The sequence below is a fragment of the Brevibacillus sp. FIR094 genome (genome assembly GCF_050477165.1).
Classification (GTDB): Bacteria; Bacillota; Bacilli; order Brevibacillales; family Brevibacillaceae; genus Brevibacillus.
In genome coordinates this window covers 18406-35656 of the sequence record NZ_JBEAES010000004.1, presented here as the reverse complement: position 1 = coordinate 35656, position 17251 = coordinate 18406, and the positions used below count along the sequence as shown (strand labels likewise).

The 17251-nt window shown below is 50.0% G+C and carries 12 protein-coding genes; 3 read left to right on the top strand and 9 right to left on the bottom strand.

From position 1 onward, the window contains the following. Window positions 1–127 precede the first annotated feature (127 nt). A complete protein-coding gene (locus ACQ5DJ_RS04215) occupies window positions 128–772 on the bottom strand; it encodes a SurA N-terminal domain-containing protein (RefSeq protein ID WP_429841337.1) in 645 nt (214 codons plus the stop codon). A 109-nt stretch (window positions 773–881) separates the two neighbouring features. Next, window positions 882–1301: a hypothetical protein gene (locus tag ACQ5DJ_RS04210; RefSeq protein ID WP_429841336.1), complete on the bottom strand. Its 420-nt coding sequence runs from the start codon at window positions 1299–1301 to the stop codon at window positions 882–884. A gap of 218 nt (window positions 1302–1519) precedes the next feature. Here ACQ5DJ_RS04210 and ACQ5DJ_RS04205 point away from each other — a divergent pair, with 218 nt between their 5' ends. Then, window positions 1520–2263 (top strand): ABC transporter ATP-binding protein, encoded by a 744-nt coding sequence (locus ACQ5DJ_RS04205; protein ID WP_429841335.1) that lies wholly within the window; start codon window positions 1520–1522, stop codon window positions 2261–2263. Beyond that, entirely contained in the window at window positions 2260–3399 is a 1140-nt protein-coding gene (locus tag ACQ5DJ_RS04200; RefSeq protein WP_429841334.1) for an ABC transporter permease, read from the top strand. Before ACQ5DJ_RS04205 ends, ACQ5DJ_RS04200 begins: the two co-directional genes overlap by 4 nt. A gap of 325 nt (window positions 3400–3724) precedes the next feature. On the opposite strand, the gene ACQ5DJ_RS04195 is transcribed toward ACQ5DJ_RS04200, so the two are convergent. Further along, entirely contained in the window at window positions 3725–5449 is a 1725-nt protein-coding gene (locus tag ACQ5DJ_RS04195; RefSeq protein ID WP_429841333.1) for a methyl-accepting chemotaxis protein, read from the bottom strand. A 210-nt stretch (window positions 5450–5659) separates the two neighbouring features. Beyond that, window positions 5660–6424, bottom strand: a complete 765-nt coding sequence (locus ACQ5DJ_RS04190; protein WP_429841332.1) for a class I SAM-dependent methyltransferase — start codon at window positions 6422–6424, stop codon at window positions 5660–5662. 293 nt (window positions 6425–6717) lie between these two features. Between ACQ5DJ_RS04190 and ACQ5DJ_RS04185 the strand changes: the two genes are divergently transcribed. Next, the gene (locus tag ACQ5DJ_RS04185; RefSeq protein WP_429841331.1) at window positions 6718–8847 is read left to right on the top strand and encodes a multicopper oxidase family protein; all 2130 of its coding nucleotides are present in this window, start codon (window positions 6718–6720) and stop codon (window positions 8845–8847) included. A 57-nt stretch (window positions 8848–8904) separates the two neighbouring features. Here ACQ5DJ_RS04185 and ACQ5DJ_RS04180 read toward each other — a convergent pair whose 3' ends face one another. The 5 genes from ACQ5DJ_RS04180 to ACQ5DJ_RS04160 are packed head-to-tail and all read right to left on the bottom strand — an operon-like array spanning window position 8905 to window position 17248. Further along, entirely contained in the window at window positions 8905–11748 is a 2844-nt protein-coding gene (locus tag ACQ5DJ_RS04180) for a VWA domain-containing protein (RefSeq protein ID WP_429841330.1), read from the bottom strand. Further along, the gene (locus ACQ5DJ_RS04175) at window positions 11738–13612 is read right to left on the bottom strand and encodes a vWA domain-containing protein (RefSeq protein WP_429841329.1); all 1875 of its coding nucleotides are present in this window, start codon (window positions 13610–13612) and stop codon (window positions 11738–11740) included. Before ACQ5DJ_RS04175 ends, ACQ5DJ_RS04180 begins: the two co-directional genes overlap by 11 nt. A 16-nt stretch (window positions 13613–13628) precedes the next feature. Further along, a complete protein-coding gene (locus tag ACQ5DJ_RS04170) occupies window positions 13629–14510 on the bottom strand; it encodes a DUF58 domain-containing protein (RefSeq protein WP_429841328.1) in 882 nt (293 codons plus the stop codon). Beyond that, complete coding sequence (locus ACQ5DJ_RS04165) at window positions 14507–15490, bottom strand: AAA family ATPase (protein ID WP_144619222.1); 984 nt, start codon at window positions 15488–15490, stop codon at window positions 14507–14509. The genes ACQ5DJ_RS04170 and ACQ5DJ_RS04165 overlap by 4 nt, the downstream gene beginning before the upstream one ends. Window positions 15491–15520: 30 nt before the next feature. Then, on the bottom strand, window positions 15521–17248 hold the full coding sequence (locus tag ACQ5DJ_RS04160; RefSeq protein ID WP_429841327.1) for a hypothetical protein: 1728 nt from the start codon (window positions 17246–17248) through the stop codon (window positions 15521–15523). Window positions 17249–17251: the final 3 nt, after the last annotated feature.

Here is a 17251-nt window from a genome sequence, read left to right as displayed (position 1 = left end):
CATCGGCAATTATGAACACAGTTTCTCCGATTGCTCCCATTACTAAACAAAACGTTCATGTCCGTTTTCACAGAAAAAGACCTCGCACTCATTTAAGAGGACAAGGTCTTTTGGTATATGTTCTACACTATGGAGCAGGTGTTTGTACATCACCTGGCACAGGTGCATCGTCAAAGGACGGGTCGTTCCATTCTACTTTGTGTTTTTCCTGAAGCGTATTTAACCAGGTACCGTAGTTCTGACTGCGATTTTGGTCAGTCAGCATCATCTTGATCTGATCTTTGACTTTATCAAACTCAGGTGCCGGTGACCCCAGTTGTTCTTTATTTGTATCATAGTAGGTTTTGATTTGCTCCTCGGTAACCGGGAATGCTTTATCCAACAACCTGTCCCGTGTCATGAGCACGCTCAACTTATCCCGCAGCTGGGCCTCAGTCATCCCCATACTCTTCAAGTAGTTTTGGAATGCCTCAGGTGAACCTACCTGTTGTTTCATCGAATCAATCTCTTTATCCATATCTTCTTGCGTCACCGCGACGTTTTGCGCCTTGGCTTCCTGCTTGATTAACGCTTCCGCAACAAGTTCATGTATCATTTGTTTTCCGTACATTTTCTTCATTTCACTGTAAAGCTGATTTTGTGTAATGGAGGTATCGCCAGCCGTTACCAATACAGGGTCATTGCCTTTTGCCCATGATTGGTAAAAACCTAAAACAGCTAACCCCGTTAATAATATGGCAACCGTAAGCATGGAAAGATCAAACTTCTTCACTTGGATATCCTCTCTTTCTATAATCTGCCCTCCAAGTATAGAAAGAAGTTACGGTAGAAAAATGGAAAGCGTATTACACAACTTTTCCACATTTTAAACATATTATGCGCTACATAAAAAATCGGGTAAAAAAAGAGGAGAGAACGGAGGCGATGACAGGACCCAAAACTGCCCAAACCTGTAAAAAGCGTTCTTGTTTCCGGTCTTTTTCTACTTCCATGAACTGAGCGAGTGCTTCCTTGTCCCGAGTATCGTTAGACAGTAATTGCAGGATAATATCTTTGTCTTTTTCCGTCTTCTCTGCTTTCATTTCCAACTCTGTCTGCAGTTTATTCAATACTTGCAGTACATCATAACGCACATCCTCCATGCGTCCCAATTGATGTTCAATTCGTTCCAACCACTTCGTGACTACTATCATTTGTCCCTCAAGCTGATCGATTCGTTCTTCGAATTTGTCTAATTTCAAATAGATGCGCTGTATATGCTGATCTATATTTTTCTGATTTTCATATGGTCCCGCTGTCATAGATTCCACCTCCCCCGTCCGTCCTTTATACTACTTATTTATGTAGCGGAGAGGAGCATTGCTTGTACGGTTATCCCTCTTTGTTCAGTCTCGTGTAAAAAAAGGCGGCAAACAAATGTATTTCCAAATCCTGAATTCAGCTAAAATAGATGGGAGACTATCTAGCATTACTCTCAAATAAACGGGGACATGACCGTTTATTCATAAAGGAGGATACCATGACAACCTTGTTGGAGGTAAAAGGGGTAACGGGTGGGTACTCTTACAACCACGCTGTAATCAAAGACGTCTCCTTTCACATACGCGAAAAAGAAATTGTAGCGCTAATCGGGCTGAATGGCGCAGGCAAAAGCACGACAATCAAGCATATTTTAGGACTCTTGGAACCAATCGCAGGCGAAATAAGCATTGCGGGGAAGACCTTTCAATCAGACCCCGAAAACTATCGTTTGTCTTACGGGTATATTCCCGAGTCACCCATTTATTACGAAGAACTTACGCTGTGGGAGCATATCGAGTTAATGGCCATGAGCCACGGGCTGGATCAGGAAGTTTTTTATGAACGAGCACGTCCTCTCTTAAAAGAATTCCGCATGGAAGAAATGAAAGACCGATTTCCCCAGCAGTTTTCCAAAGGCATGAGACAAAAGCTCATGATCATGATGGCGTTGCTCGTACAACCGCCTCTGTACATCGTGGATGAACCGATCCTGGGTCTGGACCCTCTGGGGATTCGTTCTCTTCTCACGTGGTTGAACCGTTGCAAGGAGCAAGGGGCTGGCATTCTGATGTCCACACATATTTTGGCGACCGCCGAAAAGCATTGTGACCGATTCATCATTTTGCACAAAGGCGAGATTAGAGCCCAAGGAACGCTAGAGGAGCTTCGGGGTATTACAGGCCTCCCAGGTAGCTCTTTGGACGACATATACTTGCATATCGTAGAGGATGACGGCCAGTGAAAATAGACGTAGATCAATTATTTCGCAAACGGTTCCATGCCTTTTCAGTAGAATTCATTCGATATGCCCAGTACATGGCCAATGGCGGCCTGATGTTCGTCGCGATCTTTTTGATGGGCTTGCTCGCCTTCTACTACCGCAGCATCATCGCGATGATCCCACCCTGGTTCCCTTTGCCGTATGCCGTGGCTCTCGTGATTGCTTTTGTCGTTGTGAGAAGCCCCCTACGCACCTTTTTGCTGGAAGCGGATTTACTTTTTTTGACTCCGCACGAAGTAAGGCTGGATCGCTATTTTCGGAAGGCGCTCATCTACAATTTTGCCATTCAGAGCATCGTGGTGTTTATCATGCTGCTCCTGCTCATGCCAATGTATACAGAGGTCGTAGGTGCACAAGGCGTGCAGCTCTGGGTTTATTGGTGCATTCCCCTGCTTTTGAAGGGCTGGAATATTTACAGCAGTTGGACGTTCTTACGTTTGCCAGATCAGAAAAAGATCGGATTCTATACGCTCGCTCGATTTGCCTTTTCGTACACCCTCCTTGCTTGGGTATTGAGTGAAGGACAATTCTTACGCGTGGGTATGATCCCATTTGGTGTTCTTATCTGCGCTTCGCTCTTGATCTGGCTCCATTCGCGAATGATGACCTATAAGAAAAAACATTCCATACAATGGTATCGCCTGCTGGCCATCGAAAGCGGCTTGCGTCACCGCTTTTATCAGTTCATGAACAACTTCAGGGATGCCCCTGCCATGCAGCACCAGGTGAAGTCACGCTCGTGGCTCATTGCCCTGACAAAGCTGCTGCCTTACCGTCAATCAACAGCAGGACGTCATTTGTTTACTAAAAAATTTATTCGCTCTGGTGACTTTGCGGGCATTTATTTCAGACTTATCCTGCTGTCAGGCTTCGTCGTTCTCATATTGCCCGGCCCATATGCAAAGATCATTGCTGGCCTGCTCTTTCTCTTCATGACTGCCAGCCAGATCGGCAGCCTCTGGCGGCATCAGCAAAAGCGCAACGGATATGCGATCTTTCCGATTCGGGATGGTCAGTTGAAACAGTCATTTAACTGGCTGCGTATGATGCTATTGGGCGTGCATAGTGTAGTGCTTGTGCTCATTGGGTTATTGTAGTTAAAGAATGCTGTTTGCTTTTTATCAAAAGCCGCGTGGAAGAAGCGCATTCCCAGTCCAAGCGCCTCTGGAGCCCGCCCCAGCTCAGGAAAAAATGGCGGGGAATTTCAGCTTCACTTATGAAATACCTCATTGAAACTTCTACGTTTGAAGCGCTCCCGCCATTTATTTCTGAGCGGACAGTGAATCCCCCATGCGGGCGTAGGCCGAAGCGTAGACTGGAAATGCGCTTCTTCCCTCCACTACAGCCACAAAAAAACAGCTCTTCTCGGCATCATCCTGCCAGTAGAAGAGCTGTTTTTCTTTTATAGATAAAGTAATTTGTCTACAATCGGAACGTATCCACCTTGCTGCGCAGCTCCTGAATGCTGTCTGTCACCTGCTCCGTTTCAGATACGAACTGATCAACGTTTCCACTGACCTCATGCATCGTAGCTGATACTTCTTCGGTAGCTGCTGCTGTTTGTTCCGAGATTGCAGTAACCGTCAACACGGATTCATTCACCTTGTTCTGACCTTGCTTCATCGTCTCTACACTTGCCATGACATTCGCAAGCGACGTCTTCAAGGCATGCGTCATGTCAGACAGAGCCGTAATACCTTGTGTAACGGAATCCAAACGCTCTGTACCCGCGTTGTAGCGATCCAGCGTTGCATTTGTCTTTTCCGTAGCTTGTCTTACCTGATCTTGAATGTCTTTGATGCTCTCCTGAATGACGTGTGTTGCCGCACCCGTCTGTTCAGCCAGCTTGCGAACTTCTCCCGCTACCACCGCAAAGCCTCTGCCCGCTTCGCCAGCACGCGCACTCTCGATGGCTGCATTCAACGCCAACAGATTGGTTTGTCCGGCGATTTGCTGAATCGTTTCAATCACGTCGTTAATTCGGCTCGATTTTTCTTCGAGAATTGCCATTGTATTTTGCACTTCATGAAATTGTTTGTTCGTCTCTGTTCCATCTTCCAAAAACTCTTGTAATACTTTGTAGCTGCTCTCTCCGATATCGGACACGCGATTGGATACTGCATCCATCTCGTCAATCGCCGTATTCAATTCGGACAGCTCGCTCAAGAATTCTTGAACCGTTTGCACCGTCATCTCCATCGCAGTTGCTGTCTGCTCATTCCCCTGCGCAATCTCTTGGCTGGTAACCACGATATTTTTGTTTTGCTCGCGGACAGAGTTGGCACCTTCCCGAATGGAATTCGCCATGCTGTCGATATGCTCGGTTGTCTCTTTTACACCGCCAATGATTTGACGCAGTTGTGTCGTCATCTCACCAAAAGCAACGACAATTCGGCCAATCTCGTCTTTTTTGTTGGAAACAGAAATCTCTGTAGACGTGAGATCACCAGAAGCAATGCGCATAGACGCCTCTTGTACAACTTGCAGTGGACGCAGCATCTTCTTGATCAAAAAGAATACAGCAACCAAAGCAATAATCGTTACGACAACCATAGAGAGAATGATGCGTGGCATGGTCTCATCCAAAACCTGATCATTAATCAGTTCCACTTTGTCTGCCGCAGTATCTACACCTAGCACCGCGATTACTTGACCAGATGGATCTTCAATCGGTGCGAATGCACTTAGGTAGTCCCCGAACACAGGATCTTTGACGATTGGCGTACTGTTCGATCCGCCTTCCAGAGCAGGAGCAATATCAGCCATGCCAGTAGAGGTCGTCTCTTGACCAATTGCAGATGCTCCCTTTGCTCCTTTCGCCATTCCATCCACCATAATCCTTACCTTTTCACCGTCTGCATGAAGAATATAAACATAAAGGGCACCTGTTTTTTCAGTGTACTCAAGCAACAAATTTCGGATAGACCAGTAGTCGTCAGATTCTTGTGGCTGAGAGATAAATTTCGCTATCTTCTCTGAGTCAAGCCCTTGGGAGATATGCAATGCTGTGTTGATGCTTGAGCGCGAGAGTGTCTTTTCAACAGTAGTTACGCTGTTTTCGTAAATCATGATAATATTGATTGCCATCATGACGGCAATGATCACCGCTACAAGAGCAACTACCCGTGTTGCCAAGCTCTTACTCATCCTGTTTCACTTCTCCTTCGCCGGTTACGATATGTGTATTGCGGACCACCCACCTGGGAGCGGACGCATTGTTGCGGGAGGTTTTGCCTTTTCGTAAAAGGGTCGGCATTGCTGTTCTCACACGGTGCTACTCGATAAAAAAAGCACCCAAAAAGGGTGCTTTTCCTAAACACTCCCTACCAGTCTTATCGACAATCGGTAGTGATTCAATTAGGACTTTTGTTGGGCAATCAGGAAAAATCGATGGGTAGGAATATCGATATACCCGACCGCTTCGATTTTCTGGTGCAGATCGAGCAAGGCATCGGCATACTTTTCAACAGTAAAGTCGCGAATCTGCCATTCGATCGCCTTCAAGTAGTAAACAATGGCACCTATGTCGTAAAAACGCGAAAAGCTCATTTCCTCTCTTTGCTCCACAATCGTAAGACCGGCTTCCTTCAGTTCGTTCACTGCATAGGCCAGATTCCAGTGCAAGTAATCTGGCGAAATTGGTGCGCCCAGCAATCGATTCAGGTCGAGATTGTCTTGACCGCCAACTTGCTGAGTAACAAATGTGCCCCCTGGCTTCAACAGACGCTTCATTTCAGACGGCAAATAAGCTTCATGTCGATTGATAATCAAGTCGAGTGACTGATCCTCAAAAGGCAATATTTCTTCCCCGTCTACGGGAAACACACGAACACCCAAGGGCTCCAGATTGGCTTTTGCCACCGCTACATTCGGCTCATAGCCTTCTGTCGCATACGTCCCCACAGGGAACGGCGCAAGCCTAGAAAACAGTTCTCCACCGCCTGTTCCCATATCCAGCATAGAGCGGATTCCGTTCATGTTCTTTTTCACGATATTTACGTAGTTCCAGCCAAGTGGTGCATCCTGCATCCTGCCTGTCGCAGTCAATCTGGCAAAATCCCACCCAGCGAATGGTGCCCCCACTTCCTCTTGAAAGCTTTTGATCCAATCCTTATTCTCCATTTCTGCTTCTCCTCTCGTTTATACCAGTCTGTTCGCGTCCATACCAGACGAGGCAGGAGGAGCTCGAGAGCGTTGTTACGTTTGTACAAAATCAAAGGACATGAGAAAACGTCCCCTTCCTAATATTCTGATAACCCGAAAAAGAATACCAAAATTGTAATGTATATCCTGTATGTAAATCAAGTTGCACTTCTCCGACTTAAGGCGGAGTGAAAATACTGCCTCGGTACGTTTGGTCCTCGGCCGTTTCTCTATATCATTAGTATTGAACTAGTAAACAGGAGGAACTGATCATGGCTGATTTTGAAGTGCTTGCCGGGATTCATCAAGGATTGTTTCTGGTCCTTCTCATCGTCATGCTGGTCCCAACACTCATGGCAAACCAGCTCGTTTTCCGTCCCACGAAACGGGCTTTCATAAGCAGTGCTCGCATCGCTTTATGCTTTTCATGGTCGGCCCTTTTTGTATTTGCGGGGCATTTGGTGATGACGTGGGTTTTGTTTGAATCCTTTGGTTGGCTTTACATAAAGGATACGTTGCTTGGCTTTTTACCTTTTATTTTTGTTCCATTGCTCTTTTGCCTTCTCTCTACCTTTCCACGACTGTGGGAGTTGGCCGGAAAAGGCGGCAGAGAGTCAAGGCAATCACAAGTAGATACGGATTATATCCGCATTTTGTTACAAGAGAAAAATGTTAGGTCTGCAAAAGCAAACTCGCCAGATCTAAACGACGCATTAGATGCAGAGAGGCGAGGAGACGCAGCTTCCCCCGAATTGCTCGTTCCGCTACAAGCTAGCGTCTTGGGTTGTCTGATCGCACTCTTCCTTCAAGTCTTTTTTCCGGCTGTTACGCTGGAACCGTCCATTTTGTTTCTCGCTTGGGGCGTATTATTAGCCGGGGTCTCCCTGCTCTGGATTCGGCAATCGTGGCAGCATCAATACCACTCCACTGCTGAAAATTGGGTAAAACCACGCCGCCTGCACCGCTTTATCCGTTTTGCCGTGTTTCTCCTGATGACTGCTTTACTTGCGTCGGTCTGGGGAAATCAAGCGATGATAGCGAGTCGCCTTCCTAATCATTCACCTTTGGGAGGTCAGAATCAGGACGATCACGCTCTCCCCGATTTCGTTTTTCCTGTAAAGGCAAGTGCCCATTCGATGCCTACCACAGGGAAACGTAGAAGTGTCGATGGACCAACAGAACCAAAACAAGAAACCCCTGATCGAACGTTTTCGCTGAAAGCACAGAAAATATCCATCCGGCAAGAATCAGGTAAAACCGTAGAAGCATGGACCCTGAATGGACAATATCCCGGACCTGAGCTCCGTATGAAACAAGGTGAGCTCGTCGAAATCATCCTTCTGAACACGGACATTTCCGAAGGGATAGACATCCATTGGCATGGCATGCAGACTCCCGCTAACTATAATCGCATTGCAAAAGGAGAAAACTCTGTTTATCGTTTTCGCGCAGAACAAACAGGAACGTATTGGTATCATTCTCATCAGCAAATTCCTGAGCAAGTAGTGAACGGGCTATTCGGCGCCCTTGTGATCGAGCCAGCCAAGGCTACGACTACAGGCACACCCATCCGCGACATCGCCATGATTCATCACAAGGACGAAAAGGCAGGCGCGATGCTAAACGGCTCACATACACGAAAAATCGAAACCGTTACTCCTGGCACAACGGTTCGCCTTCGTTTTATAAACGCCGAAAATGCTCCTGTCACCTATTTGCTGCAAGGAACTCCTTTTCAGGTAGTAGCGATTGACGGAACCGAAGTAAACGAACCGAATTTGATTGCCAATCAAGCCTTGCAGCCGGGGGCAGGCGGTCGATACGACATTCAGTTTACGATGCCTAATCGTCCCGTGCTATTTGCTCCAGCTGCAAACCAGCATGACAAAGGGATGCTCTTACGTCCAGACGGGGCCGAAGATACTGTGCCGTCCTTAGATACAGAGCTTTCTGTCTTTGACCCTGCACGTTATGGCAGTCCGATCGCGCTTCCTTTTGATCTCTCTTCCCATTTTGATCGGGAATATCAGCTGCTCATTGATGGTCAGTACGGATTTTATGACGGTCAATTCGAGCGTTTGTCGACTGTAAATGGCGACTTGCTTCCTGATACACGGATGATGATTGAAGAGGGGGATCTCATCAAGCTGACTTTCGTCAACCGGAGCTTCCAGGATCAATCGCTGTATTTGCACGGTCATCATATGCTCATCTTGAGTCGGGACGGCAAAAAGGTTACAGGAAGTCCATGGTGGACGGACACTCTCCAGGTAGCGCCAGGTGAAACCTATGAAGTTGCTTTCCGCGCGAATAATCCTGGTACATCAATAGAAGAAAGCCTGCCTAAAGGTGACACTGCTTTTGGGATAGCAATCCCGCTCATGTATGAAGAGCATCTCTAAAAAGAAAACAGCAGTCCGTAGCGATTTTCGCCAGGCTGCTGTTTTCTTTTTTGTCTGTTACTGAGACTTTTTCCGGTTCTTGGCCGCCAATAGTCTGTTTAGCGTTTCGTCAGGCTGTGTTTGCTTCTCCTGTTTCTCTTTTGCCTGCTCATTCTTGACTACTGCTGGCTTCACCCGACTTCCAGCCGTCCCTACTGGATGAATAAGGGGAGCAGATACAACTTTCTGGTCATCTGTCCGCTCTTCACGTGTCCGTCTTGTCGCAGAGCGCTTCTCACCGAGGCGAGACAATACTGCCTGTTGTTCAGAATCGGCTGACGTGGACTTGCGCCATCTCCATAGACTAACTAGCCTTGCCCACCATTGATCCGGCAACTGTAGACGGCGAACGGCGATATCGATTGGCAGCAGCAAAGCCGCCAACATCAGCAACCACTCACTGATTGACTGTGTGTCCCATTTATCAGGAAGCGTCCCTCCAAAAGCTTCTTCCGGTTTGGTGATCTGATTCCCTCCACCAGCACTTAGCCACTCTTGAAGTTCTTTCTCTCCATCGGCATGTATCCCGTATTCGGGTGAATAGGAGACGGTCAATCCTGTCGTTTGGCTCGCCATGACTCGGCCTTGATTTTTTTGTGAGAGCTGAATCATGTACGTGCCCGGATCTGCCGTCTCGAATTCACCCTCCATGACGCCTGGCGCAACCGGCTTAAGCTTGATGACCTCTCGCTTCATCTCTTGATTGAGAACAACTGCCTCCATCTCTTGAGGCATGCTTCTACCAGCAGGCATCGTAACCCTCACATTGCCTTTTGCCCCGTTCACGCTTGTGGTCGTCTTCCAAGTGCCTTCTGTAATTTGTGGGAAAGTCCATGCCACGATTTCGTTCCACAGACGGCTGTTACCTCCCCAAGCCACCCAGTCCGGTGACCACTTCCCTTCCAGATCACTCGTCCAGGCGACAGAACGCCCCAGACCGTACTGCCAGCGCGTGAGAATCGGATCATCGTCAGCACTCATCAAGGATGATTCAGCTGTTTGCTTCTGTGTCGTTGCTATATACGCACGCACCGGAGGCAATGTCTGCTTCAGCGTAGGCCATGCTCCCACCCCTGTATAACCTGGTACTTGGGGCTTCTCCACAATAAACGTGCGACTGGCTAATGCAGTTTCCTTACTGAAGATTTTCGGGATGGATTCGGCATCGTTGGCAAAGTAATATCTGCCTTTTCCTAACTCGGCAATCATCTCCAGCAGCGACCTATCCGAATCATCACCCAGCGCCACAGTTGAAACGGTAATATTTTCAGCCGTCATTTGTTGTAGCAGGCCCTCGTAATCATCGCCGATTGCAGACTGCCCATCTGTGAGCAAAATAACGTGCTTGCGCTGGGTGTTCATCTCCTTTACACGTTCGTAGCCCAGCTGTAAGGCAGGAAAAATATCGGTCCCGCCATCCGCTTGGATTCTGCTGATCTGCTGTTGGATTTCGTCCAGCTTCGTGACAGATTGTGGCGCTACGACATCCCATGGCGCATCGTCAAATGCGATCACCCCGATGTAGTCCTGTGCATTCATCATGGTTGTCGCTCGAATCGCGGCTTCTCTAGCCAGCGCCATCTTATCCGCACCTCTGGCATCGGCGCTCATACTGCCCGACTTGTCGATAACCAGCTGAAGTCCGAGCGAAGGGAGTTGTTCCTTCCCTTTTAAATCCATGTGAACAGGTAATGCCTCTTCGATTGGTGTCTGGAACCAGCCACCCATACCGAAGCTATCTTTACCGCCTGTCATGATCAAACCAATGCCCAAATCACGTACAGCGGTCCGCATGCGCTCCATATCTGCATCAGTCATGCTGGTAGCAGGCACATCTGCCAGTACGATGGAGGCAAATTGCTTGTAGCCCTCAAGCTCCTTTGGCAGCAGTTCGAGCTCGCGCAGCTCCACCTTGATATTACCCGCTTCTAGCGCTTGAATGAGGTTGCTGGCTGCACCTGGATGCCCTTCGGCTACGAGTACGACTGGTGCCCCAGCTACCTGTGTATAGGCTGTAGCCTGATTGTTCGCCGCTACGGTATCTTGTCGCGGCTCGATTTCCACGCGATAGCGATGAAAGCCCTGTTGCATCGCTTTTTGCGAAAAAACGAACCGGTTGTTGCCCTTGCCGATCTGTACCGTTTGCTGGCCCGCCTCGCGATTGCCTTCATACAGGCGCAGGGTTGCCTCGGTTGCTATTGTACTCTCCACATCAACGGTGATGCCGTATTCCTCTCCCGCATACAGTCTTTGCGGTACCTGTACAGATGTAAGAACGACCTCATCCCCGTGTGGCTGCTGCAAGGATACAGCCTCTACAGCGATTCCTCGCTCCCTCGCCAGTCTCGTCTGCCGTGCCGCATCTCCGTTTGTTTCCTGACCATCTGTCAGCAAGACGACTTTTCCTCTGGCATTGGTAGGGATCATGGCAGACGCCAAACGGATTCCTTCTGCCAAATTGGTTGCATTCCGGTTGACATCCACGCCCAAGGGCTGTACCTCTTGGCGTATCGTCAACGGTTGATCGACCGCTGCCTCTGCACCTACTGCAATGACAGCATACTTATCCGCTGCTTGCTTTTGCCCGATCGCCTCCCGCAAAAAGGAGAGAACTCGCAGATCTTCCTTCATGGAAGCCGATCGATCTACAACAAACACAATCGTTTTCGCCTGAACAGGTGTCAGCAGCTGTGTCCCTGCCAACGCCAAAACCAGAAGGAGGAACAAGAGCGAGCGAATCGTTGCAATTGTCGCCTTTCTGCCGATTGGCATTTGCTTTTGATGTCGCCACCAGCTGATGATGACGTACGCAACGGGTAGCAATAGCACCAGGAATAGCGGCTGTATAAAGTTAATACCCACGCTGATACACTCTCCATTCCACCACTAGCACCAAGAGAGCAAACGCCGCTAACCAATAGGTCAACTCCTTCGTTCCCAGCGCTCCTGTTGTGTCAGTCGCTGTTGCTTCCTCACTCTCCTTTTGTTCATCGGCATTCTTCCGGGCAACGCTCACAGACTTTGGTGTAATATTCGATTCTTCCTCATTCATTTGGACAGTAAAATACGTACTTTTGATCCCAGTATCTACCCCTTCGTCAAGACGATACAATCCGGTCAGCTCCGGCAGCTGCATCGTTTTCGACGTGGCGTTCTCCGTAAGAGACTGCTGGTGTCCATTCGGATACGTCAAAGTACGTGTTGTCGCTCCCGGTGAGAGTGGGATAGTCAAGACTTCTCCCGGATGTGCCGTGGGGATTGGGGCTGTTTGACCAGGTGACAGCCAGTTGACGACATTTTGCATGAAAATCGGAAATGCAGGACGCAGCGGAAAGTCCGATGCATGCAAATCAAATCCGATGATGACCATTCGACGACCGTCTATGATCCCAGCTCTGACCAGATCGACATCGCCTGCGCGTACCAATGGCTTCATACCAGGCATCTCGTCCAATACGTATCCTTTAGCGACGTGCACATCCCGCCAATCTACGTGCTTGAGCAGCGGGTCATCTGGGGAAACTGGCCTTGGCTGTTGATCCAGTTCTTTTTCTCCAGCAAGCGGTAACCACTCTGTTTTCTTGTTCGGAGCAATCAACAAAATGTTTCCTTTTGGTAGCTGGTCTGGCACGACTCCGTCAAAAACCCACAGGTCACGCGCAGCCGCCGTTGCAACTGGTGCCTGCTGAACCGTTTCCACCTCCAGACTTCCAACTGTCTGCAACACTTGATGGAGGAAGCGGTTCCCCTCTGGTGAATACAACGCTGCTTTTCCCCTCCCGGCAGCGAATGGCACGCTCCACATGACATTATCCTGGGAAAGTCCGTCCTGCTCCGGTTCGATGACTGCACGATAGACGCTAGACACCGCCAGCTTCTGAAACGAAAATGTCTGGGAGCTTCCTGCCCCAATCGCAAAAGAATCCGTATCCAGCAGCTTGTCTTGCTCATCAAAAACAGTGACTTTTCCTTTCGCAGGCATACTGCCGTGATTGTCCACCCGCAGTAGTCCCTCTACCCCTTTTTCCGTAGGTTGGGTCACAAAAACTCCGATTGCGGTATTCTCGCGGGTACTCCCCATCTGCATGAACTGAAAGCTCCCGGAAAAAGCAGGAACTGAACCTCCATCCAACTTGCGCTCCCCACTTCCGTCCCCCATCCAAACTACTCCACTGCCTGGTTCATTCTCTGCAATAGCTCCCGCTAATGACAACGCAGCGACTTGATCGGATGTCCCGGAAAAAGGCGCAAGCTTTTCGATGGCTTGCAAGAGCGGCTCTTTGTCTGCACTTTTGGAAACCAAAACATTCGGCTCTCGCCCTGCCTCGATGAGGGTCATCGTCTGCCTGCTTCCCAGCTTCTCTACGAGTGCTTTTGCCTGTGAAACGGCTCGTTCCAGCCGCGTCTCGTTCCCTTCCTTCGCCATCATGCTCCCGGATGTATCCACGACCAAAATCGTATGGTCGGATGTGATCCCCTCAGTGGGAACAGCCGGTCGTATCAAAGCCAGCACGAGCAAGCAGGCAACGAGCAGTTGCAGCAGCAACAACAGGTTGCGCCGCAGCCTTTCCCACGGTTTCACCGCTTCCCAGTTTTGCATCGTGCGCTGCCACAGGAGTGTACTTGGTATGACACGATCCTCTACTTTTCGCTTGAGCAGGTAGAGGACGATGATGGTCGGGATAATCAGCGCAAACCACAAGTTGCCCAAACCCATCCACTGCATGTTGTCTCTCTCCTCTCTAGCGAATCAAGCCGGCCTGACGAAAGACATGGAAGACAATCGATTCCAGCGATTGTTCCGCCTCTACAGACACGAAGGCGATCCCTCTTCCATAAGCAAACGCGGACAGTTCTTGTTGATAATCTCGCAAGCTCTTGTGGTACTCTTCCATCAAAAGGCTGGTTAGGGATACTTCTTTTGCTTGCCCGGTCTCTGAATCTATCAACCGCAGCTCTCCCGCATACTCGGGCGCAAGCTCTTCCTTGGAAAGCACCTGAACCAGCGTGACCTCTTGTTTGGCCGCCTGCAAATACGCGATGCCTTCCGTATAGCCTGACTCGAACAAAAAGTCCGACAGCACGATGGATGTACCAGCTTTGCCGCTGACAGCCCCAGGCTGGCGCATTGCCGTTTGCATATCACCTGCTTCCCCTTCTTGCAGGGAAGATAGAAAGCTGAGCAAGCGATGTGCCTGGCTCTTTCCTTGCAGCCCGGTAAGTGCTGTCGTAATGCGGCTGTCAAATGCATAGACCGATACATGATCGAGGTGGCACAGTGACAAATAGCCAAGGGCCGCGGCAATCTCGACAGCACGGGCCATTTTGTTCGGTTGCCCGTAGCTCATCGAACGACTGCAATCGATATACAAGTTCACATGAAGCTCTGTTTCATCCAAGTACTTTTTCAAAAACAGCTTGCCTGAACGGGCATACGCATTCCAATCGAGCTGCCGCAAATCATCGCCGGGAACATACGCCCGAAAATCTGCGAACTCCATGGAGCTGCCCAGCTGTCTCGCCCTTCGCTTGCCTGCTTGGCTGCCGCTGACCGCTTTGCGACTAGCCATCTGCATTCGCTCCAGTCTGGCGAGCCATGACGGATCAAGCAGGTGTTGATTCATACCTTTTGCGTCCCCAGTTCGTCCAAAATATCCATAATGACGCGGTCTGGTCGGATGCCGTTTGCCTCTCCTTCAAAATTGAGGAAAATGCGGTGGCGCAAAGCTGGCAGAGCAACTGCTGTCACGTCCTCGTACGCCAGATTGTATCGGCCAGCTAATAACGCACGTACCTTTGCCAAGGAGACAATCGCCTGCACGCCACGCGGACCTGCGCCGTTGCGCACATATTTGTTTACTGAAGCAATCGCCTGTTCCCCCGGATGCGTCGCTAAAAGCAGCTTCACGGCATAATCCAGTACCGCATCGGCAACCAGCACTTCACGCGCAGCCTGCTGAATCTCAGCAATTTGCTCAGCTGAAGCCACTTTTTCCACGGTGATCACCTGGCTCGTGGTCGTTTGCCGCACGATCATTTTCAGTTCTTCTTCCGTCGGATACGGCACGTCGATCTTCAATAAAAAGCGGTCCATTTGCGCTTCTGGCAACGGGTATGTCCCTTCCTGTTCCAGCGGGTTCTGTGTCGCGAGAACGAAGAACGGCGCCGGTAGCAGACGAGTCACACCGCCGGCAGAAACGGTTCGCTCCTGCATGGCCTCCAACAGGGCGCTTTGCGTCTTCGGCGTCGCCCGGTTGATTTCGTCAGCCAGCACGACATGAGCGAAGATTGGACCATGTTGGAATTGGAAAGACTGCTGTCCCTTCTCGTCGACTAACAGGATGTTCGTTCCAGTAATGTCTGTCGGCATCAGGTCCGGTGTGAACTGAATGCGCTGAAACGACAGCTCGAAGGCTTGGGACAATGTCCGAACAAGCAGCGTTTTTCCCAATCCGGGTACGCCTTCCAAAAGCGCATGTCCCCCTGCAAACACGGCCCACAGAAGTTGCTCGACCACGTCTTTTTGTCCTACCAATACCTTTCCAATTTCCTGCCTGACAAGCTCTACTCGCTGCAAGCAATCCTCTAGCGTTTGCTGCGCCATCGCCGTGTCTCCTTCCTGTTGTTGAATGATCTAAGGCTCAATTTTGCTGAAATAATCCTTCACGATCTGCTGGTAATCCCCGGGAATAGTGCCCTTTTCCATACTTTCACGGGCAAATTGCTCATACTGGCCGTACACTTCCTCGTACGGCAGCGTTCCACCTGAGGAAACTTGTGTGTTTCCGCTTTGCTGCGACTGGGAAGGTCCTGACCCGAGTGTGCCTCCGACTGTATCAACAGGTCCTTTGTCTCCACCTATGTGATCTGCCGGGACGGTAACGAGCTCGTGTTTGCCTTTTCCTAACCCGGCCCCGGCACCTTGACCGCTTCCTTGACCGCTTCCTTGACCGCTTCCTTGACCGCTTCCTTGACCGCCGTTTCCGTTTCCATTACTGTTGCCGTTTCCTTGCCCCGAGCCATTATTTCCATTCCCGGGCTGGTTTGCCGGGGTCGCTCCTTGATTGGGACTGGTACCTGCTCCCGGTGTTGCCGCAGTTGGCTGATTCCCAGGTGTCCCCGATGCTGGAGTCGCCTGGCCTGTTGCTGCCGTACCTGTCCCAGCTCCACTTGCTCCTGCATTTCCTGCTTGTGCTCCTGCACTGGCAAGCGTCATTTGTGACTGATTGAGCGAAGCAGCGGCATGAATAGCTGCGAGCATGGCTTGCTGAGATTGCTGGATGCCCGTCATGGCTTGCATCAAGCTGTTCTCGAGCGCAGTCATCGCTTGAGGCACTTGTCCTTGGGCTGTTTGCTGGGCTGCATCCGCCAGTTGTTTGGCGATATCCTCCAGCTCCTTCGAGTCGGCAGACTCTGCCTCTTTTTTCAATTGTTCTGCTGCACTTGCGAGTTCGCGGGCGATCCCTTCCCGCTCTTTTTGCGGCATGCTTTCCATGGCTTTTGCCATTTGTGCCAGGGCCTCGGTCATCGCTTGTCGATCTTTCGCTTCCATCGCGCCAGCCAAGGCTTTTGTCCCTTCTTGATTACCCAAGCTGCGCTGGAGTGCTTGCAGCGCCTTTTCTTTGTGCTGCTCTGCATCTCTGACCTTCTCCAATTGTTTTTCCGCAGCACGCAATGCATTTTGACGTTCTGCCGGGTCGTCTGCTTTCGCCAGAGCCTTTTTTGCCTGCTCCAGCATTTCCTCCAGCTGCTTTTTCTGCACGTCGGTTAAGCCTGTATTCTTTTTCACATCCTGCTTGATTGCCTCTACTTCTTCCTCGACCTGCACGATTGCTTTCTTTTCCTCTGCCATCTGGGCCAGTCGCAAGTCTTGCGAATTCGGCCAAAGAAACAGCACCAGACACACCAATAGCAAGCTGCTTGTGACATACACCTTTTTTTGGACCAGCGACCAGATGCGGACGCTCTCAACGATTTGCGGCAAATTTTTACGCAGATGCTGCAGGGCGTCTTCCCTCTGCATACCCGCTACCATCGACTGATTCTCTTGATTCTCCCATGCTGTGACGACTCGCTGAGCCAAACCATTGCCGTCTGCCACTTGCGCACAATGAAGCCAGGTAGGGCGCATCCAAAGCGCACGCACCAGACCTGTAAGGACAACAAGCACTGGCAGTACAACCGCGATCCATTGGTAAAACGGAATCGGCCAGATGCGGGAAAGGAGGAGGAGCACCAGACTCGCTCCCATTCCCCACAAACCGTAGACCGCTAGCTGCTGTATCCATACACGCAAGCCCAGTTGCTTCCGAATGGGTGCAAGCAGCGACTTCAACTCGTCGTTCGATTTAGAGGTAAACATGGC